Raw genomic sequence first — 19835 nt, forward strand, 5'->3', positions numbered from 1 at the left:
GCCAACACATGCATCAACTGACAGGGCCCCTTCGCGAGCAAGCCCGCTCCCACATGGGAACTGTGGCGTTGCTGGCTGTTGCGGTCAGCCTCGCCGGTTGCGCCGGTCTGCCCGACCAACGCCTGGCCAATGAAGCGCTGAAACGTGGCGACACCGTCACTGCCCAGCAGAACTACCAGCAGCTCGCGGATTTGGGCTACAGCGAGGCCCAAGTGGGCCTGGCGGATATCCAGGTCGGCACCCGCGACCCCGAGCAAATCAAGCAGGCCGAAGCGACGTACCGCGCGGCCGCCGATACATCGCCCCGTGCCCAGGCACGCCTGGGCCGCCTGCTGGTGGCCAAGCCCGGCGCGACCGAAGCCGAACACCATGAAGCCGAAGGCCTGCTGAAAAGAGCCTTTGCCAATGGCGAAGGCAACACCCTGATCCCGCTGGCAATGCTCTACCTGCAATACCCGCACAGTTTCCCGAACATCAACGCCCAGCAGCAGATCAGCAAATGGCGCGCCTCGGGTTACCCGGAAGCCGGTCTCGCCCAGGTGCTGCTGTATCGCACCCAGGACACCTACGACCAGCACCTGGATGAAGTGGAAAGCATCTGCAAGGCGGCGCTGAACACCACCGATATCTGCTACGTCGAGCTGGCCACGGTCTACCAGAAAAAAGCCGAGCCGGAAAAACAGGCCGACCTGCTCAAGCAGATGGAAGCCGGCTACAGCCGCGGCACCGTCACCGCCCAACGGGTCGACAGCGTGGCTCGTGTACTGGGTGATGCAAGCCTGGGCAAGACCGACGAAAAAACCGCCCAGGCCCTGCTGGAAAAAATCGCCCCCGGCTACCCGGCCTCCTGGGTCAGCCTGGCGCAACTGCTCTACGACTTCCCGGAACGGGGCGACGTCGACCAGATGATGAAGTACCTCGACAACGGCCGCGCCGCCGACCAGCCCCGCGCCGAACTGTTGCTGGGCAAGCTCTACTACGAAGGCAAGTGGGTCCCGGCTGACGCCAAGGCCGCCGAAGAACACTTCCAGAAAGCCGTCGGCCGCGAAGTCGCCGCCGACTACTACCTCGGCCAGATCTACCGCCGTGGCTACCTGGGCAAGGTCTATTCGCAAAAGGCCCTGGACCATCTGTTGACCGCTGCGCGCAACGGCCAGAACAGCGCCGACTTCGCGATTGCCCAGCTGTTTTCCCAAGGCAAGGGCACCAAGCCCGACCCGCTTAACGCCTATGTCTTCAGCCAGTTGGCCAAGGCCCAGGACACGCCGGAAGCCAACGACCTGGCGACCCAGCTCGAAGCGCCGCTGACCCCGGAACAACGCGCCGAAGGCCAACGCCTGGTGCAACAGGAACTGGCCGTGCGCGGCACCCTGGCCCAAAGCACGCTGCAATTGCACGCCCTGCAAGAAGAAGACGGCGAGGAATCCCTATGAAGCTCAACCCATTCGTCAAGGCCGGCATCGGCCTGACCTTCGCCCTGCTGTGGTCGTGCCCGACCCTGGCGGCGCTGACCGAAGCCAAGAACTTCGGCCTGGAAGTCAAAGTCACCGGCCAGTCCGAAGATGACCGCGACCTGGGCACCCAGAAAGGCGGCGACGTCAACGGCATCGGCCTTGACCTGCGCCCGTGGATCTACGGTGAAAGCGGCAACTGGAGCGCCTACGCCATGGGCCAGGCCGTGACCTCCAGCGACATCATCGAGACCGACACCCTGCAACAGTCCTCGGATGATGCCACTCAACAGACCAGCAATGACGACCGCAAGAGCAAGAAGAACTACCTGGCGATGCGCGAGTTCTGGGTCGCCTATGGCGGCTTCACGCCCTACCCCGGCGAGATCCTCAAGCTCGGTCGCCAACGCCTGCGCAATGACGACGGCCAATGGCGCGACACCAATATCGAAGCGCTGAACTGGACCTTCGACACCACCTTGCTCAAGGCCAATGTCGGCGTCGCCGAGCGCTTCAGCGAATACCGCACCGACCTCAAGGAACTGTCGCCCAAGGACAAGGACCGTCAGCACCTGTACGCCGACGCCGCCTATCAGTGGACGCCAGGCCAGTGGATCGGCCTGCGCGCGCACCACACCCATGATGACGGCAAGCTCGACTACCCGGAACCGGGCGTGGCCACCGACTCGCTGGACAAGCGCGAGAACGGCGACCTGACCTGGCTCGGCATCGAAGCCAACAGCGACGCCTACAACTGGCGCAACACCAACACCGTCAACTACTGGGCGAGCGTCACCGGCATGCAGGGCGACCGCGACACGGTCAACGCCTTGAACGCCGACGGCACCCGCCCGGCCAACGCCAAGCGCAGCGATGACGTGAATGGCTGGGCCACCGATTTGGGTGTACGCCTGCGCCTCGACCCGCAGTGGCAAGTGGGCGCCGCCTACTCCCGCGCCAGTGCCGAATACGAGCAGAACGGCCTGCAAAGCAACCGTTCGAACTGGACCGGTACCCAGTCCCGCGTCCATCGCTTCGGCGAAGCGTTTCGCGGCGAGATGAACAACATGCAGTCGATGAGCCTGTTCGGGTCCTGGCAGCTGCGCGAGGACTATGACGCAAGCCTTGTGTACCACAAGTTCTGGCGCGTCGACGGCAACAAGCCGGTGGGCAGCAACGGCATCGATGCCGTGCAGAACAACACCGATGACGTGACCGGCGCGATCCTGTCCAGCACGTCCCTGCCGCTTGAAGACGGCAAGAAAGACCTGGGCCAGGAGATGGACCTGGTGGTCACCAAGTACTTCAAGAAAGGCCTGCTGCCGGCCGGGCTCAGCCAGTCGATCGACGAGCCGTCGGCCCTGGTGCGCTTCCGTGCAGGCGTGTTCAAGCCGGGCGACGCCTATGGCAGCCAGGTCGACTCGTACATGCATCGCGCCTTTGTCGACGTGATCTGGAAGTTCTGATGGGAGCCTGCGCAATGAAGTCTCAAAGCCTGCTCGTCGCGGCCATGCTGTTGGCCAGCGCCTCGGCCTTCGCCGACAAAGCGCCGACCATCGCCAAAGAGCTGCAACAGGCCAAGACCTACACCATCTCCAGCCCGCCGACCGAGCCGCTGGAGATGGCCAAGCCTGCGCTGCCGGACGTGTCCGGCTACACCGCGGCCAATATCGCGAAAAAGATCGTGCGTACCAAGCCAGGCAAAATCAGCATCCGCCGGATGATGCAGGAAGACGCCCTGAAGGACTTCATCGGCGGCGACAACAAGATGGCCGAATGGGTAGTGCGCCAGCACGGCATTCCCCAGGCGATCTTTGTCGACGACGGCTACATGAACCTCAAGGACCTGCTGAAGAAAGTGCCCAAGCAGTACTTCAGCGAAACCTCGCCGGGGGTGTTCCTGGCCAAGTTGCCGATCGTGGTGGGCCGTAAAGGCATCCTCGAAATCGACAAGCAGACTCAAGAGCTGCGCCTGTCCCAGGAAGCCGGTTCGTTCCTGATCAACGACGGCCAGCTGTTCGTACGTGACACCAGAATCACCGGCTGGCGCGAGAAGACCAACGGCCCGGCGACCTTCCAGTCGCCCAAGGAATTCCGCCCGTTCCTGCTGGCCTGGGGCGGCACCGAGACCTACATCGCCAACAGCAAGATGGCCAGTTTCGGCTACGCCAACAGTAAGTCGTATGGCGTGAGTATTTCCCAGTACACGCCGAACATGGCCAAGGTGCTCAAGCGCCCCGAGCCGACGGGCTGGATCGTCGACTCCGAGTTCTCGGACATGTGGTACGGCTTCTACTGCTACGAAACCACCGGCTTTGTGCTCAAGGGCAATACCTACAAGGACAACATCGTCTACGGCATTGACCCCCACGACCGTTCACACGGCCTGATCATCACCGACAACACCGTCTACGGCACGAAGAAGAAGCACGGCATCATCATTTCCCGGGAAGTGAACGACAGCTTCATCTTCAACAACCGCAGCTTCGACAACAAGCTCTCGGGCCTGGTGATCGACCGTAACAGCGTCAACAACCTGATCGCCGACAACGAGATCTACCGCAACCACACCGACGGCATCACCCTCTATGAGAGCGGCGATAACCTGCTGTGGGGCAACAAGGTGATCAGCAACCGTCGCCACGGCATCCGCGTGCGTAACAGCGTGAACATTCGCCTGTACGAGAACATTGCCATGGCCAACGGGCTGACCGGCGTGTACGGCCACATCAAGGATTTGACCGACACCGACCGCGACATCGCCCTCGACCCGTTCGACACCAAGGTCTCGCTGATCGTGGTCGGCGGTGAACTGGCCGCCAACGGCAGCGGGCCGCTGTCCATCGACTCGCCGTTGAGCGTCGAGCTGTACCGCGTATCGATGCTTGCGCCGACCAAATCCAGTGGCATCAGCTTCTCGGGCGTTCTTGGCGATCGCCAGGAAGAGATCCTCGACTTGCTGGTACGCCAGAAGAAAGCCGTGCTGATCGACCCTGTCGAACGCCAGACCGAAATGCAGGACTGAGGATGACCTTTATGCACCCACACATGATCAAACTGCTCAGCCTTTCGGGTTTGACCCTCGGCCTGCTCGCGGCCAGCCAGGGCGTGCGCGCCGACGAAATCAAGGCGCCAACCTTCACCGCCGAACCGTGCTGCAGCCTGTGCCCGGCCGCCCACGACGCGAAGAACTACACCACCCGCTACCAGCAGAACTTCACCACCCTGGTGCAAGCCCAGGGCGACTGGCTGTTCCGGACCCAGGAAGACCTGCGCACCGAATTCGACACCAGCCCCGCCGGCTACAAACGCATGCAGCAGCTGCACGATGCGTTCAAGAGCAAGGGCGTGGAACTGGTGGTGGTCTACCAGCCGACCCGTGGCTTGGTGAACCGCAACAAGCTCAACCCTGAAGAGAAAGCCAGGTTCGATTTCGACAAGGCCCTGGGCAATTACAAGACCATGCTCGGGCGCTTCGCCAAGATGGGCTACGTCGTACCGGACCTGTCGCCGCTGACCAACGAGCAACTGCCGGACGAGTTGCCGGCCCACGATTTCTACTTCCGCGGCGACCAACACTGGACGCCATACGGCGCCCAGCGCACCGCCAAAATCGTCGGTGCGAAAGTGCGGGCGATGCCTGAATTTGCCGGCATCCCGCAGCGCGAATTCGAGACCAAACGGTCCGGACGCATGGGCAAGACCGGCACCCTGCACAACATGGCCGGGCAACTGTGCGGAACCAGCTACGCGATCCAGTACATGGACCAGTTCACCACCGAGCCCAAGGGCGAAGCGGCAGACGGCGACCTGTTCGGTGATTCCGGCAACCCGCAGATCACCCTCGTGGGTACCAGCCACAGTGGCAAGAACTACAATTTCGCCGGCTTCCTGGAACAGGAAATCGGTGCCGACATCCTTAACGTCGCCTTCCCCGGTGGTGGCCTGGAAGGCTCGATGATCCAGTACCTGGGCAGCGAAGAATTCCAGAAGACCCCGCCGAAGATCCTGATCTGGGAATTCTCGCCGCTGTATCGCCTGGACCAGGAGACCATCTACCGCCAGATGATGTCGCTGCTGGACAACGGCTGTGAAGGCAAGACCGCCCAGATGAGCGCCAGCACCACGCTGAAACCCGGCAAGAACGAATTGCTGGTGAACAGTTCGAACAAAGACCTGCGCAACAGCAGTCACCAGGTCGACATCCGCTTCGCCGACCCATCGGTGAAAACCCTGCAAGCCACCCTCTGGTACATGAACGGGCGCCACGAGGACATCAAGATCGAGAAACCCGAAACATCCGATACAGACGGGCGTTTCGCCTTTGAACTGCGTACCGATGAAGACTGGGCCACGCAAAACCTGCTGGCCGTGGAAGTGCAGGGCCCTGAAGCGGGCCAGGCCGCGCAGAAAGTCGAAGCGAAAATTTGCACACGCAACGTATTCCCCGCCGGTGGTCAACAGACTGCTTCAACGGGGCAATGAGGTTACTTATGCAGAAGTTATTGATTCCAACGCTGCTGGGCCTGGCGATGTTTGCCGGCCAAGTCAACGCCGCCGCACCACTGCGTCCGCCCCAGGGTTATTTCGCCCCAGTGGAAGCATTCAAGACCGGCGACTTCAAGAATGACTGCGACGCCATGCCGGCGCCGTACACCGGCTCGCTGCAATTTCGCAGCAAGTACGAAGGTTCGGACAAGGCTCGTTCCACCCTGAATGTGCAGTCCGAAAAAGCCTTTCGCGACAGCACCGCCGACATCACCAAGCTGGAAAAAGACACCAGCAAGCGTGTGATGCAATTCATGCGCGACGGCCGTCCGGAGCAGTTGGAATGCACGCTGAACTGGCTCACGAGCTGGGCCAAGGCCGATGCATTGATGTCCAAGGACTTCAACCACACCGGCAAGTCCATGCGCAAATGGGCACTGGGCAGCATGGCGTCGGCCTATGTGCGCCTGAAGTTCTCCGACTCTCATCCGCTGGCCAACCACCAGCAGGAGTCGCAGTTGATCGAAGCCTGGTTCAGCAAAATGGCCGACCAGGTGGTGAGCGACTGGGACAACCTGCCGCTGGATAAAACCAACAACCACTCCTACTGGGCTGCCTGGTCGGTGATGGCGACCTCCGTCGCCGTGAACCGCCGCGACCTGTTTGACTGGGCCGTGAAGGAATACAAGGTCGGCGCCAACCAGGTGGATGCCCAAGGCTTCCTGCCGAACGAATTGAAGCGTCAGCAACGGGCCCTTTCGTACCACAACTACGCCCTGCCGCCGCTGGCGATGATCGCCAGTTTTGCCCTGGTGAACGGTGTGGACCTGCGCCAGGAAAACAACGGCGCGTTGAAACGCCTGGGTGACAAGGTGCTGGCCGGGGTGAAAGACCCGGAGATCTTCGAGCAGAAGAACGGCAAGGAACAGGACATGAAGGACCTCAAGGAAGACATGAAATTTGCCTGGCTTGAGCCCTTCTGCACCCTCTACACCTGCGCCCCGGATGTGATCGAGCGCAAGCACGGCATGCAGCCGTTCAAGACATTCCGCCTGGGGGGTGACCTGACCAAGGTCTACGACCCGGCGCATGAGAAAGGCAACAAAGGCAGCTGACGAAACGCACTTCAAATGTGGGAGCGGGCTTGCTCGCGAAGGCGCTGTGTCAGTCGCCCTCTGTGTTGAATGACACACCGCATTCGCGAGCAAGCCCGCTCCCACATTTTGAGCCGGTTTCGTCAGTGGGAATGTAATACCGCCCCTCTCCGTTTTCGGTGGGGGGTTTGGGGGGGCCGTTGGCCCTTGACTGTTGGTTAAACATGGAGAGATCGGGATGGTTTTCTCGTCCAATGTGTTCCTGTTCCTGTTCTTGCCGATCTTCCTCGGCTTGTACTACCTGAGCGGGCAACGCTATCGCAATCTGCTGCTGCTGGTTGCCAGTTATGTGTTCTACGCCTGGTGGCGAGTGGACTTCCTGGCGCTGTTCGCCGCCGTGACGCTGTGGAACTACTGGATCGGCCTCAAGGTCGGTGCGGCAGGCGTGCGCACCAAGCCGGCCCAGCGCTGGCTGCTGCTGGGCGTGGCGGTCGATCTGTGCATCCTCGGCTACTTCAAGTACGCCAACTTCGGTGTCGACAGCATCAACCTGATGATGAAGTCGGCCGGCCTGGAACCCTTCATCCTCACCCACGTGCTGTTGCCGATCGGGATCTCGTTCTACATCTTCGAGTCCATCAGCTACATCATCGACGTGTACCGCGGCGACACCCCGGCCACCCGCAACCTGATCGACTTTGCGGCGTTCGTGGCGATCTTCCCGCACCTGATTGCCGGCCCGGTGTTGCGCTTTCGCGACCTGGCCGACCAGTTCAACAACCGCACCCACACCCTCGATAAATTCTCCGAGGGCTGCACGCGGTTCATGCAGGGTTTCATCAAGAAGGTGTTTATCGCCGACACCCTGGCGGTGGTCGCCGATCATTGCTTCGCCCTGCAAAACCCTACGACGGGTGACGCCTGGCTCGGCGCACTGGCGTACACCGCGCAGCTGTACTTCGACTTCTCCGGCTACAGCGACATGGCCATCGGCCTGGGCTTGATGATGGGTTTTCGCTTCATGGAAAACTTCAAGCAGCCGTACATCAGCCAGTCGATCACCGAGTTCTGGCGGCGCTGGCATATCAGCCTGTCCACCTGGCTGCGTGACTACCTGTACATCACCCTGGGCGGCAACCGTAAAGGCACGCTGACCACCTACCGCAACCTGTTCCTGACCATGCTCCTCGGTGGCCTGTGGCACGGTGCGAACATCACCTACATCGTGTGGGGCGCCTGGCACGGCATGTGGCTGGCGATTGAAAAAGCCATCGGCCTCAACACCGCACCGCGCAGTTTCAACGTTGTGCGCTGGGCCTTCACCTTCCTGCTGGTGGTGATGGGCTGGGTGATCTTCCGCTCGGAAAACCTGCACGTCGCCGGCCGTATGTACGGCGCGATGTTCAGCTTCGGCGAGTGGTCGCTGTCGGAACTCAACCGCGCCAGCCTCACCGGCCTGCAAGTGGCAACCCTGGTGGTGGCGTACGCAACCCTGGCGTTTTTCGGCCTGCGGGACTTCTACAACAACCGCCCACCGGAAAAAACCAAGCCTGCGGTCAACACCCAGGCCGATGGCCCGGCGACTGCGCAACCGGGCTTGATCAAGGCCGTACCGGGCGACAACCCGGGCAGCATCCATGAGCCCGGCTACACCGTGGGCACCGAGGCCACCGTGCAACCGGCCTACTGGAGCGCCACCTGGCCACGCTACGCCATGCGCGCCGCAGTACTGCTGCTGTTCGTGGCGTCGATTCTCAAACTTTCGGCGCAGAGCTTCTCGCCGTTCCTTTACTTCCAGTTCTGAGGGAGCCGACCATGACCCGTTCATTACGCGTCCTCTACATCGCCTTGTTCCTCGCCGTGCTGCTGGCGTTGGGCGCCTGGTCGATGCGCAGTTTCCTGGGCTTCAGCACCAACGCCGACGCCACCGTGCTCAACGGCCGCTGGACCAAGGCCGTCGAGACCCACTACGACGACCAGTTCCCGATCAAGCGCCTGGGCACCAACCTCTGGGCAGCGCTGGACTACAAGCTGTTCAACGAAGGCCGCCCTGGCGTGGTAATTGGCCGCGACCACTGGTTGTACAGCGACGAGGAATTCAACCCCATCGTCAACGAAGACCAGAACCTGCAAGGCAACTACGCCTTGGTGGAAGGCGTGCGCCAGAAGCTCAAGGCCCAGGGTATCCAACTGGTGATGGCGATCGTGCCAGCCAAGGTGCGGCTGTACCCGGAACACGTGGGTGAAGTGCAGCCGGCGAGCATCCGCGCCGGTCTGTACCAGGACTTCCATGCCCGCATGGCCGCCGACAAGATCGTCGCCCCTGACCTGATGGGCCCGCTGCAACAGGCCAAGCTGCACGGCCAGCAAGTGTTCCTGCGCACCGACACCCACTGGACCCCGGACGGCGCTGAAGTGGCGGCCAAAGAATTGGCCAAGACAATTGCCAACAAAACGCCCCTGAGCGGCGAGCCTCAACGCTTTGTCACCGAAGCCGAGAAGACCGAGCCACACAAGGGCGACCTGCGCCTGTTCCTGCCGCTGGACCCGCTGTTCGAAAACCTGATGCCGCCCAAGGAGCCGCTGCAAAAACGCGTGACGCACCTGGCTGAAACCAAGGGCGACGATGCGCTGTTCACCGACAGTGAAACCCCGGTGGCACTGGTGGGCACCAGCTACAGCGCCAACCCGAACTGGAACTTTGTCGGCGCGCTGAAGCAAGCCCTGGGCAGCGACGTCATCAACTACTCCGAAGACGGCCACGGCCCGATCCTGCCGATGCTCAGCTACCTGAAAAGCGACGACTTCAAGAACAGCCCGCCACAGGTGCTGATCTGGGAGTTTCCCGAGCGTTATCTGCCTGTGAACAACGAAATCGGCGATGCCGACCCGCAGTGGGTTGCGCAGCTCAAACAAGCCGGTATGCGCCAACAGAACATGGCTATCAACACCCCCACCGTTAAAAACATGAACTCCGAGACGCCCGACCGGGCGCAAAACTGAAAGAGAGGTAACTCACATGACTTTCACTACTAACCTCGCAAAAACTTTTGCCCTCGTCGCCGGCATGAGCGTTGTTTCGATGTCCGCCTTCGCCGGTGGCGACGCCGCCCTCTACGGTCCCGTCGCGCCAAAAGGCTCGAGCTTTGTGCGGGTGTACAACGCCAGCAACCAGGAAGTCAGCGCCACCGTCGGCAGCACCAACCTCAACGAGGTTGCACCGCTGGCCAGCAGTGACTTCAGCTTCATGCCGGGCGGTGACTACAGCGCCAAGGTCGGCAGCCAGACCCTGCCGGTCAAGCTCGCCGCCGACCACTACTACACCCTGGTCAGCAGCGGCAGCGGCCAACCGCAACTGATCGAAGAACCGCCGTTCAAGAACAAGCAGAAATCCCTGGTGCGCGTGCAGAACCTCAGTGACAAGTCGCTGACCCTGAAAACCGCCGATGGCAAGACCGACGTGGTCCAGGCCGTGGCCGCCAAGGGCCGTGGCGAGCGCGAGATCAACCCGGTGAAGGTCAGCCTGGCGCTGTATGAAGGCGATAAAAAAGTCGGCGACGTGAAGCCGGTAGCTCTGGAACGCGGTGAGGCCGCAGTGCTGTACGTCACCGGCACCGGCGCCAACCTGTCGCCAGTGTGGGTGAAACGCCCTGTGTCGACCCGCTGATTAGATTTTCAGATTGACGCTGCCCCCTGTGGGAGCTGGCTTGCCTGCGATGCGGACAACTCGGTGTATCAGGTACACCGAGGTGATGCCATCGCGGGCAAGCCCGGCTCCCACAGGCTCTAACCAAATTTGATTCAAGGAGAAACACCATGATCCCAGTAATCCTTTCCGGTGGTAGCGGCTCACGTCTTTGGCCGCTTTCGCGTAAACAGTTTCCCAAGCAGTTCCTGGCCCTGACCGGCGAGCACACCTTGTTCCAGCAAACCCTGGAGCGCCTGGTGTTCGACGGCATGGACGCGCCCATCGTGGTGTGCAACAAGGACCACCGCTTTATCGTCAACGAGCAACTGGCTGCCCGCAAACTGGAAACCCAGCGCATCCTGATGGAGCCGTTCGGCCGCAATACCGCGCCGGCCGTGGCCCTGACGGCGATGATGCTGGTCAACGAAGGCCGCGACGAACTGATGCTGGTGCTGCCCGCCGACCACGTGCTGGATGACCAGAAAGCCCTGCAACGCGCCCTGGCCCTGGCCACTGTGGCGGCTGAGCGTGGCGAAATGGTGCTGTTCGGTGTGCCGGCCACCCGTCCGGAGACCGGCTACGGCTATATCAAGTCGACCAACGATTCGCTGCTGCCCGAAGGCGTCAGCCGCGTGCAACAGTTCGTGGAAAAACCCGATGAAAAACGCGCCGCCGAATTCGTCAAGAGCGGTGGTTATTTCTGGAACAGCGGCATGTTCCTGTTCCGTGCCAGCCGCTTCCTCGAAGAGCTGAAAAAACACGACCCGGATATTTACGACACCTGCCTGCTGACCCTGGAACGCAGCAACCAAACCGCCGACACCATCGACATCGACGAATCCACCTTCGCCTGCTGCCCGGACAACTCCATCGACTACGCCGTGATGGAAAAAACCCAACTGGCCTGCGTGGTGCCGTTGACTGCCGGCTGGAGCGACGTGGGTTGCTGGGCATCGCTGTGGGACGTGAATGAAAAAGACGCCAACGGTAACGTCAGCAAGGGCGACGTGGTGATCCAGGACAGCAAGAACTGCATGATCCACGGCAACGGCAAGCTGGTGTCGGTGATTGGCCTGGAAAACATCGTGGTGGTGGAAACCAAGGACGCGATGATGATTGCCCACAAGGACAAGGTCCAGGGCGTCAAGCAGATGGTCAACACCCTCAACGAGCAGGGCCGCAGCGAAACCCAGAACCACTGCGAGGTGTACCGTCCATGGGGCTCGTACGACTCGGTGGATATGGGCGGGCGCTTCCAGGTCAAGCACATCTCGGTGAAACCGGGCGCGTGCCTGTCGTTGCAGATGCACCACCACCGCGCCGAACACTGGATCGTGGTCAGCGGCACCGCCGAAGTCACCTGTGACGAGAACGTGTTCCTGCTCACCGAAAACCAGTCCACCTACATCCCGATTGCCTCGGTGCACCGTTTGCGTAACCCGGGCAAGATTCCATTGGAGATTATCGAGGTGCAGTCCGGCAGCTACCTGGGTGAAGACGATATCGAGCGCTTTGAAGATATCTACGGTCGATCCACGCCAATCGAGCGTGGCGTGTCGGTGAAAACCATCGCGCAGTAAACAGAGCAGCACAACAAGCCCCCGCCCCACCGACTGCGTCCCCTATCCGCAGCCGGTGGGCCGGGGGCTTTTTCTTTGGGGCCGGGGAACCCGAAGATGGTCAACTCCACCTACGCTTGGTTAGGATGCCCGTTCCGTTTTCGAGGTTGTTGCCATGTTCTTTGGTGTCTTGCTGATTATCACCTGGCTGATCCTCTTGCTGCGCTACCCCGCCAGGGCGTTGCCGGTTTCCCTCGCGGCCGCCGTCGGCCTGGGCCTGGTGGCGGTATGGGTGGTGTGGCTGGACAACCGCGAGGCCCAGCAATTGGCACGCCTGGAACTGCGTACCGTCTACGCGCCGAAAGAATGCCCGGCAGACCGCCCGCTCAAGCTCACCTTGAACAACGGCAACAACGTACCGCTGACCGAACTGCGTTGGCGCATCGCCGCGTATGCGCCGGGCGATACGGTCAACCTGGCAGACAACGTGTACGCTGCCCCGCGCTATCGCGGCCCCGGCGAACTGCAGGCCGGCGCCACCTGGGAAGACTGCCTGCCAGTGCCGCCGCTGCGCCCCGGCTACCGCCCGCAAACCCTGGAATTTCGTGCCGAGCATTTGCAAGGCAGCTTCTCTGACTGATAACGACAAAGGACTGATCCATGCCCAACGTACTGATCACCGGGTGCTCCAGTGGCATTGGCCGTGCCCTGGCGGACGCCTTCAAGCAAGCCGGCTTTGACGTGTGGGCCAGCGCCCGGCGCAGCGAGGATGTGGCGGCACTCGCCAGCGCCGGCTTTAACGCGGTGCAACTGGACGTCAACGACAGCGCTGCACTGGCGCAGTTGGCCGGGCAGGTCGGCGAGCTGGATGTGCTGATCAACAACGCCGGCTATGGCGCCATGGGCCCGTTGCTCGACGGCGGCACCCAGGCGATGCAGCAGCAATTCGAGACCAACGTATTCTCAGTGGTCGGCGTGACTCAGGCGCTGTTCCCGGCCCTGCGTCGCCGTAAAGGGTTGGTGGTGAATATCGGCAGCGTGTCCGGCGTGTTGGTCACACCGTTCGCCGGTGCGTATTGCGCCTCGAAAGCCGCAGTGCATGCCTTGAGTGATGCGTTGCGCATGGAGCTCGCACCGTTTGACGTGCGGGTGATGGAAGTGCAGCCAGGCGCCATCGATACAAGTTTTGCAAAAAACGCCGGCACCCAGGCCGAACTGTTGATCAATGAAAAGTCGCCCTGGTGGCCACTGCGCGAAAGCATCCGCGCCCGGGCCAAGGCTTCCCAGGATCGGCCTACGCCCGCTCGCGATTTTGCCGCGGACGTGCTCAAGGCCGTGCAACAGGGCACGCCGCCGCGCCTGTTGCGCTCGGGTAATGGTTGCCGGGCACTGCCATTGATGGCGGCGTTGCTGCCCAAGGGCTTGCTGGAGACTGTCTTGAAAAAGCGCTTTGGCCTGAGCGGCCAGCTCTAAGAGCCCCCGCCTCCCCGTGGCGAGGGAGCTTGCTCCCGCTGGGCTGCGCAGCAGCCCCAAAACCATCCGCCCAAGTTTCCTGAAAGAATGCGCTGACCTTTTCAGGGGCGCTTCGCCCCCCCCCAGCGGGAGCAAGCTCCCTCGCCACACGGTTTCTCGGCTGATCAGCCTTTCATGAAATCAATGAAGGCCCGCACTTTCAGGGGCAAATGCCGGGTATCCGGGTACAACGCGTACACCCCCTGCGGCGCAAATCGATACCCCGGCAGCAACCGCACCAAACGCCCCGCATCCAGGTCTTCCTGCACCAGCCACTGGGGCAGGATCGCCACGCCATGCCCGCGCAAGGCAAACGCCTGGAGAATGGCGGCACTGTCGGCAACCAGTGAAGCCTTGCCGGGGCCTGGACGGTACAGGTGCTCATGGCCGGCCGGGTCGAGCACCGTCAACTCCGTCAGCCGCCCGTGCCCCAGCTTGGGCAGTTGCTCCAGCTCTTCCAGCGTGGCGACCCCGGCAAACCCCGGTGCAGCCACGGCGAGGATTTCGTAGCTCGACAGCTGCACCGCCCGATGATTGGAGTCGAGCATCCGCCCCAATCGAATAGCCACATCGAAGCGCTCGGAGATCAGATCGGCGTGGCTGGAGGAGGTGGATAACTGGATGTTCAATTCCGGGTGCAGGCCGCGAAAGGTTTCCACTGCCGGCACCACCACCGCCAATCCGTATTCGACGGTGGTGGTGATCCGCAATGTGCCCTTGAGCTGGCTGTGCTCCGAACGGGCCTCTTCCACCGCCAGGCGCGCTTCTTCCAGCATGCGCGTGCAGCGCAGGTAAAAGCGTTCGCCCGCATCGGTCAGTGCCAGTTGCCGAGTACTGCGGGTCAGCAGGGTCACGCCCAGCTCGGCTTCCAGGCGCTTGAGGTTGAAGCTCACCACCGCTCGCGTCTGCCCGAGGACATCCGCGGCTGCCGTCAACGAACCGGCCTCGACCACGGCCTTGAAGGTGTCGAAACGATCCAGGCTGACCATATGCCACGCGCTCCTTTGTCAAAATATTTTTGACAATCTAACAGTCAAACCGCTGTTTCCCAAGTGCCCGCACCCGCCTACCCTGCCGCCATCCACAGCAGGAACCGCGCAATGACCTACCGCTCGAAAGTCACCTGGATCTTTCTACTGGGCTTCGCCCTCGACCTGGTGAACATGTTTGTCGCCACCATCGCTTACCCGGACATCGCCCGCGAGTTGCACGCCTCGGTCACGCAACTGGCATGGATCGGCAACGCCTACATGCTCGGCCTGACCGTCGTCATTCCCCTGAGTGTTTGGCTGGCGGCGCTGCTGGGTGAGCGCCGGTTGATTGCCGTCAGCCTGTTGCTGTTCGGCGTAGCCTCGGTGCTGGTGGGCCAGGCCGCCTCGATTGAAGCGCTGATCGGCTGGCGCCTGTTGCAGGGCTTGGGTGGCGGCTTGTTGATTCCGGTGGGGCAAGCCTTGGCCTATCGGCATTTTCCGCCGGCAGAACGCAGCCAACTGACAGCCAGGGTCATGCTGGTGGCGCTGCTGATTCCGGCGTTGTCGCCAGCATTGGGCGGCCTGGTGGTGGACAGCGTGTCGTGGCGCTGGATCTTTTTCGCCAACCTGCCGCTGGCGCTGATCACCTTGATGTTGACCTTGCGCTGGCTGGTGGCAGACACGCCCGCGTCCACACGCCCGGCGCTGGAGCTCGGTCACGTATTGGGCCAGGCTCGCCGCCCGATGCTGCGGGTCGCGATGCTGGTTTACCTGTTCATCCCGGGGGTGTTTATCGGCACCAGCCTGGTGGCGATTCTTTATCTGCACGGCCTCGGCTTTACCGCCAGCCACATCGGCGCGCTGATGCTGCCGTGGGCGCTGGCCTCGGGGCTGGCGATTGCCTTGAGCAAAAAACTGTTCAATCGCTGCGGGCCGAGGCCGCTGCTGCTGGCGGGCATGCTGCTGCAAGCCCTCGGCATCCTGTTGCTGATCGAGCCGCACCCGGTTGTCGTGGTGCTCGCCTACCTCCTGATGGGCCTGGGTGGCAGCCTGTGCAGCAGCACCGCGCAAACCCTGGCCTTTCTCGACATTCCGGCCGAGCGCATGGGGCATGCCAGCGCCTTGTGGAACATCAATCGGCAATTGAGTTTTTGCCTCGGTGCCGCCGTGCTCAGTGGGGTGCTGGCTGCGCTGGACTCGTTCACCGTCACCTTCGCGATTGCCGCGGCGTTGACCCTGTTTCCATTATTTGCCGTACTGTGCCTGGATGCGTCCAAGGTACGGACACTGCTTCACCCTGCCAGCGAGCCCACACGATGATTGACTACCGCGATTTTTTTGATGAAGTGATCCAGGCCCATGTCGAGATCGAGCAATGGTTTGCCGGCACAGCCCCCGAGGGAACACTGGAGGTTTTGCTGAGGCGTTTTTCGCCGGACTTTTCCATGATCACCCCGGCGGGCAAACAACTGGATTTTGCACTGCTCAACCAGCTGTTCAGCCAGGCTGGCGGCAAGCGGCCCGGGTTCAGGATCAGCCTCAGCGAGTTTGCCGGGATTGACCGACACGCCCGTGGCGCAACGGTAAGTTATCGCGAACAGCAGGTGGATGGCAGCGGTGCCCAAACCGATCGGCGATCGACCGTGGTGTTTGAAAAACAGGCCAGTGGCGCCCTGCTGTGGCGCCATTTGCACGAGACGTTTCTACAGGCCTGACACGGTAAAAATGTGGGAGCGGGCTTGCTCGCGAATGCGGTGGATCAGTCGATATTTTCGTTGACAGACACACTGCCTTCGCGAGCAAGCCCGCTCCCACATTCAGTTCTGTGTTTGGTTGACGATCACGGTGCAGGTGATCCCCGCCGCCAACAGCACACCTTCCGGCACTTCATCGATATGAATCCGCACCGGCACCCGCTGGGCCAGGCGCACCCAGTTGAACGTCGGGTTCACATCGGCGATCAACTCGCGGCTCTCCGGGTTGTCCCGGTCGTAGATGCCGCGCGAAATGCTTTCCACGTGCCCCTTGAGGGTTTCGCCGCTCATCAACTGCATGTCGGCCTTGTCCCCGACTTTGACGTGGGGCAGCTTGGTTTCTTCGAAGAAGCCGTACACCCAGAACGAGTTCATATCCACCACCGCCATCTTCGCCTCGCCGATGCGTGCATAGTCGCCGCGGTGCACGTTGAGGTTGGTGACGTAGCCGTCGACCGCCGCCACCACCTGGGTGCGCTTGAGGTTCAGTTGCGCCGCTTCAAGCTGGGCCAGGGCATGTTGGTAGTCGGCCAGGGCCGAGTCGGCGATGTTACTGGCGTCGTCGCGGTTTTCCTTGGAGATCACCAGGGCGTCGAGGTCGGCGCGGCGGTGGGCGTTGACCTTGCGCATCTCCCAGGTGGCCTTGCGGGAAGCCACCAGGGATTGCGCCTGCTTGACCGCAATCTGGTAATGCTCAGGGTCGATCTGCATCAGCAGGTCGCCCTTTTTCACCAACTGGTTGTCACGCACCGGAACGTTGACCACTTCGCCGGTGACGTCGGCGGCGACGTTGATGATGTCGGCGCGCACCCGGCCATCGCGGGTCCAGGGAGTTTCCATGTAGTGCACCCACAACGTGCGGCCAATACAGATCGCCAGGGCCAGTACCAGCAAGGTCGCGAGCAGGCTGAAAAACTTTTTCATCGGGGCATTCTCAACGGTAGACGGTCAGCGCCAGGGCGCCGAACAAGCAAGCGAACAGGCTCAGGCGCAGCAGCGCCGGGTGCCAGAAAAAACGGTACAGGTCAAAGCCGGCCAGGAATCGGTCGAGGGCCCAGGCCAGGCCCGCCGCGATCAGAAACATCAGGGTCATGGTGGGCATGTAGACGCCGTGGAAGGCGATTTCACGAGGCATGGGCGGGTCCTTCGGGCTTGAGGGCAGCCAGGGGTGATTGCGGGTCCAGCAATGAGGTGCGGATAAAGTGCAGGTAGCTTTTCACCCGGCGCAGGGCCGAGGTGTCGAAGTGCGGGGCGAAGGGTTCGTCGGTGGCCTGCACGCGGCTGATGGCGTGGTCCACGGCGACCAGGCTGCGCTCCAGGTTGCTGGCGCTGGGTTGCAGGAACAGCCGCACCAGCGAGCGGCCCATCACCCGGATCGCCTGGCGCCACGGCTGGGACTCGGCATACGCCGGGTGCACCGGCAGGATTGCCTGTTCCTTGCGCAATTCGATGATCGCGTGGCCGACTTCCAGCACCACGAACATCCAGCGCAGCAGGTTGCGTTGCACCTGGGGTTGCCCGGCGGCAAAGCCGTAGGCCTGGTGCAGCAGGTCGCGGGTACGGCTTTCGAAACCCGACGCCAGGCCCTTGAGTTTGCCGCTGATGGCGAACACCACTTGCTCACGCAAGTCCTGCTCCAGCCGACGCCACAACCAGCGGCTGTTGGGCGGCAGGATGATCGCGCCCGCCGCCGCACACACCAGCATGCCGATGACCATGGCGATGTAGTCGTTGATGAAGGTGTAGGGGTTGTAGATCGTGAGGTTGTCCGGCACCGAGCCGGTGCTGAAGAAGATCAGCAACCCGACGCCGACTCCCGCGTACTGCGGGCGCGAAGCCAGGAACGAACCGAAGATGATCACCGGCGCGAGCATCACGCACAGCAACGGGAAACCGTCGATCCAGGGGAACACGAAGAACATTTCGACAAAGCCCACCAGCGCCCCGATCAAGGTACCGCAAGCCATTTGAAAGGCCATGCGCTTGGGGTTGGGGGTGGCGGCCGACAAACCCACCGTCGCCGCGGCGATCAGGGTCATGGTGGCGCCACTGGGCCAGGCCGTGGCCACCCAGTAACTGCCGAGCACGATCAGGATAAACGAGGCGCGAATCCCCGAGGCGGCGCAGGCCAGCCAGTTGGTTTTTGGGGTGTAGGGTTCGTCCCAGTGTTCGCGCTCGTGGCTGTGATCCGCCAGGGAGGCGTGGGTCTGGGCGTAGTTGTGCAAGTCGTCGACGAAGCGGTACAGCAGCTCATAGGCGGTGTGAAAGTCCAACAGTTCGGCGTCGCTGGGGGCGCTTTCCTGGAAGCGGGTGCGCAGGCTGCGCACCTTGGCGGGCAGGCCTTCCTTGTAGGCGTTCAACTGATTGGCCAGGCGCGCCGCATCGGGGCTGGTGAGCGCACGACCGGAAAAACCGTCGAGCAGTTCCGCCAGGTCTTGCAGGCCCGGCTTGATCGCAGCCACCACGTGATCGGCCTCCTGGCTGCGCAGGCGCTCGAGCAATTGGTGCAAGGCGTTGAAGCGCGTGGTGATGCCCATGAACTCGCTGTTCAAGCGCGTCAGCCGGCCATTGCGCCGACGCATGTGCGGGTCTTCGAACACGGTGATGCTGCGCAGCCCTTCCAGGCCCACGGCTTCGGCGATAAAGCGCACGTTGCTGCGTTCAAAGCCTTCACGCTCGCTGCGACCGCGCAGGCCGTCGGTGACGAACAGCGCGAACACACCGAAGCGCTGGTACAGGGCGTTGCGCATCGCAGCGCTGGAGGTTTGCGGCAGGATCGCGGCGCTGACCAGCGTGGAGCAGACAATCCCCAACGAGATTTCCAGGACTCGCCACACCGCCGCCATAAACGCGCCGTCGGGATGGGCCAGGGCCGGCAAGCCAACCATCGCCGCGGTGTAGCCGGCCAGCACAAAACCGTAGGCGCGAAAGTTGCGATTGCGGGTCGCGCCAGCAGTGCAGATGCCGACCCAGATCGCCAGCGAACCGAGGAACAGTTCAGTGTTCTGCGCAAACAACGCGATCAGGAACACCATCACCGCCGAGCCCGCCAGGGTGCCCAGGAAGCGGTAGAAACTCTTGGCGAACACCTGGCCGCTTTGCGGTTGCATCACGATAAAGACGGTGATCATCGCGGTACGCGGTTGCGGCAATTCCAGACGCATCGCCAGCCACAGCGTCAGGAAGGCCGCGATCAGCACCTTGAAGATATAGACCCAGGTCACGCCATCACTGCGTGCCCAATCGAAGAAACCACGGCGCCACTCAAGCGAGTGCAACCAGCGCAGCGGTGCAGGCAAGGGAGTCATCGCATCCTAC

General features: G+C 62.1%; 17 protein-coding genes. 13 read left to right on the plus strand and 4 right to left on the minus strand.

The features are described 5' to 3' along the window. The first annotated feature begins 53 nt into the window (after positions 1–53). The 11 genes from algK (at position 54) to ACIOMR_RS11190 (ending at position 13753) form a co-directional block, all read left to right on the plus strand. The gene (gene algK / locus ACIOMR_RS11140; RefSeq protein ID WP_401194064.1) at positions 54–1433 is read left to right on the plus strand and encodes an alginate biosynthesis TPR repeat lipoprotein AlgK; all 1380 of its coding nucleotides are present in this window, start codon (positions 54–56) and stop codon (positions 1431–1433) included. Next, the gene (locus ACIOMR_RS11145; RefSeq protein ID WP_003216288.1) at positions 1430–2917 is read left to right on the plus strand and encodes an alginate export family protein; all 1488 of its coding nucleotides are present in this window, start codon (positions 1430–1432) and stop codon (positions 2915–2917) included. The genes algK and ACIOMR_RS11145 overlap by 4 nt, the downstream gene beginning before the upstream one ends. After that, the gene (algG, locus tag ACIOMR_RS11150) at positions 2917–4476 is read left to right on the plus strand and encodes a mannuronan 5-epimerase AlgG (RefSeq protein ID WP_043225844.1); all 1560 of its coding nucleotides are present in this window, start codon (positions 2917–2919) and stop codon (positions 4474–4476) included. Before ACIOMR_RS11145 ends, algG begins: the two co-directional genes overlap by 1 nt. Before the next feature lie 11 nt (positions 4477–4487). Further along, positions 4488–5936 carry an alginate O-acetyltransferase gene (locus ACIOMR_RS11155; RefSeq protein ID WP_076014451.1) on the plus strand — a complete coding sequence of 483 codons (1449 nt, stop codon included), beginning with the start codon at positions 4488–4490 and terminating at the stop codon, positions 5934–5936. A gap of 8 nt (positions 5937–5944) precedes the next feature. Continuing rightward, entirely contained in the window at positions 5945–7054 is a 1110-nt protein-coding gene (locus ACIOMR_RS11160) for a mannuronate-specific alginate lyase (protein WP_008434173.1), read from the plus strand. Between the two features lie 217 nt (positions 7055–7271). Continuing rightward, on the plus strand, positions 7272–8837 hold the full coding sequence (locus tag ACIOMR_RS11165; RefSeq protein ID WP_177080108.1) for an MBOAT family protein: 1566 nt from the start codon (positions 7272–7274) through the stop codon (positions 8835–8837). A gap of 11 nt (positions 8838–8848) precedes the next feature. Continuing rightward, positions 8849–10036 carry an alginate O-acetyltransferase gene (locus ACIOMR_RS11170; protein ID WP_003216279.1) on the plus strand — a complete coding sequence of 396 codons (1188 nt, stop codon included), beginning with the start codon at positions 8849–8851 and terminating at the stop codon, positions 10034–10036. A gap of 16 nt (positions 10037–10052) precedes the next feature. After that, positions 10053–10700 carry an alginate O-acetyltransferase AlgF gene (locus tag ACIOMR_RS11175; RefSeq protein WP_008434181.1) on the plus strand — a complete coding sequence of 216 codons (648 nt, stop codon included), beginning with the start codon at positions 10053–10055 and terminating at the stop codon, positions 10698–10700. Positions 10701–10849: 149 nt separating this feature from the next. Then, on the plus strand, positions 10850–12301 hold the full coding sequence (locus tag ACIOMR_RS11180; protein ID WP_003216275.1) for a mannose-1-phosphate guanylyltransferase/mannose-6-phosphate isomerase: 1452 nt from the start codon (positions 10850–10852) through the stop codon (positions 12299–12301). A 154-nt stretch (positions 12302–12455) separates the two neighbouring features. Then, complete coding sequence (locus tag ACIOMR_RS11185) at positions 12456–12920, plus strand: hypothetical protein (RefSeq protein ID WP_003216273.1); 465 nt, start codon at positions 12456–12458, stop codon at positions 12918–12920. A 20-nt stretch (positions 12921–12940) separates the two neighbouring features. Continuing rightward, a complete protein-coding gene (locus ACIOMR_RS11190) occupies positions 12941–13753 on the plus strand; it encodes an SDR family oxidoreductase (protein WP_087692837.1) in 813 nt (270 codons plus the stop codon). A 164-nt stretch (positions 13754–13917) separates the two neighbouring features. Here ACIOMR_RS11190 and ACIOMR_RS11195 read toward each other — a convergent pair whose 3' ends face one another. Then, entirely contained in the window at positions 13918–14781 is an 864-nt protein-coding gene (locus tag ACIOMR_RS11195) for a LysR family transcriptional regulator (RefSeq protein WP_401194072.1), read from the minus strand. Positions 14782–14892: 111 nt separating this feature from the next. Between ACIOMR_RS11195 and ACIOMR_RS11200 the strand changes: the two genes are divergently transcribed. Together ACIOMR_RS11200 and ACIOMR_RS11205 are read left to right on the plus strand one after the other, a co-directional pair. Beyond that, entirely contained in the window at positions 14893–16083 is a 1191-nt protein-coding gene (locus tag ACIOMR_RS11200) for an MFS transporter (RefSeq protein WP_401194075.1), read from the plus strand. Next, the gene (locus ACIOMR_RS11205; RefSeq protein ID WP_008434185.1) at positions 16080–16478 is read left to right on the plus strand and encodes a hypothetical protein; all 399 of its coding nucleotides are present in this window, start codon (positions 16080–16082) and stop codon (positions 16476–16478) included. The genes ACIOMR_RS11200 and ACIOMR_RS11205 overlap by 4 nt, the downstream gene beginning before the upstream one ends. A gap of 102 nt (positions 16479–16580) precedes the next feature. Here ACIOMR_RS11205 and ACIOMR_RS11210 read toward each other — a convergent pair whose 3' ends face one another. From ACIOMR_RS11210 to ACIOMR_RS11220, 3 genes are read right to left on the minus strand one after another with little or no spacing between them, the layout of a single operon-like run. Then, entirely contained in the window at positions 16581–17441 is an 861-nt protein-coding gene (locus ACIOMR_RS11210) for an efflux RND transporter periplasmic adaptor subunit (protein WP_401194079.1), read from the minus strand. A 10-nt stretch (positions 17442–17451) separates the two neighbouring features. Then, positions 17452–17652 (minus strand): DUF1656 domain-containing protein, encoded by a 201-nt coding sequence (locus ACIOMR_RS11215; RefSeq protein WP_003216262.1) that lies wholly within the window; start codon positions 17650–17652, stop codon positions 17452–17454. Continuing rightward, the gene (locus tag ACIOMR_RS11220) at positions 17642–19825 is read right to left on the minus strand and encodes an FUSC family protein (protein ID WP_003216260.1); all 2184 of its coding nucleotides are present in this window, start codon (positions 19823–19825) and stop codon (positions 17642–17644) included. Before ACIOMR_RS11220 ends, ACIOMR_RS11215 begins: the two co-directional genes overlap by 11 nt. Between the last annotated feature and the right edge of the window lie 10 nt (positions 19826–19835).

Source organism: Pseudomonas sp. NPDC087814 (assembly GCF_044742865.1).
GTDB lineage: Bacteria > Pseudomonadota > Gammaproteobacteria > Pseudomonadales > Pseudomonadaceae > Aquipseudomonas.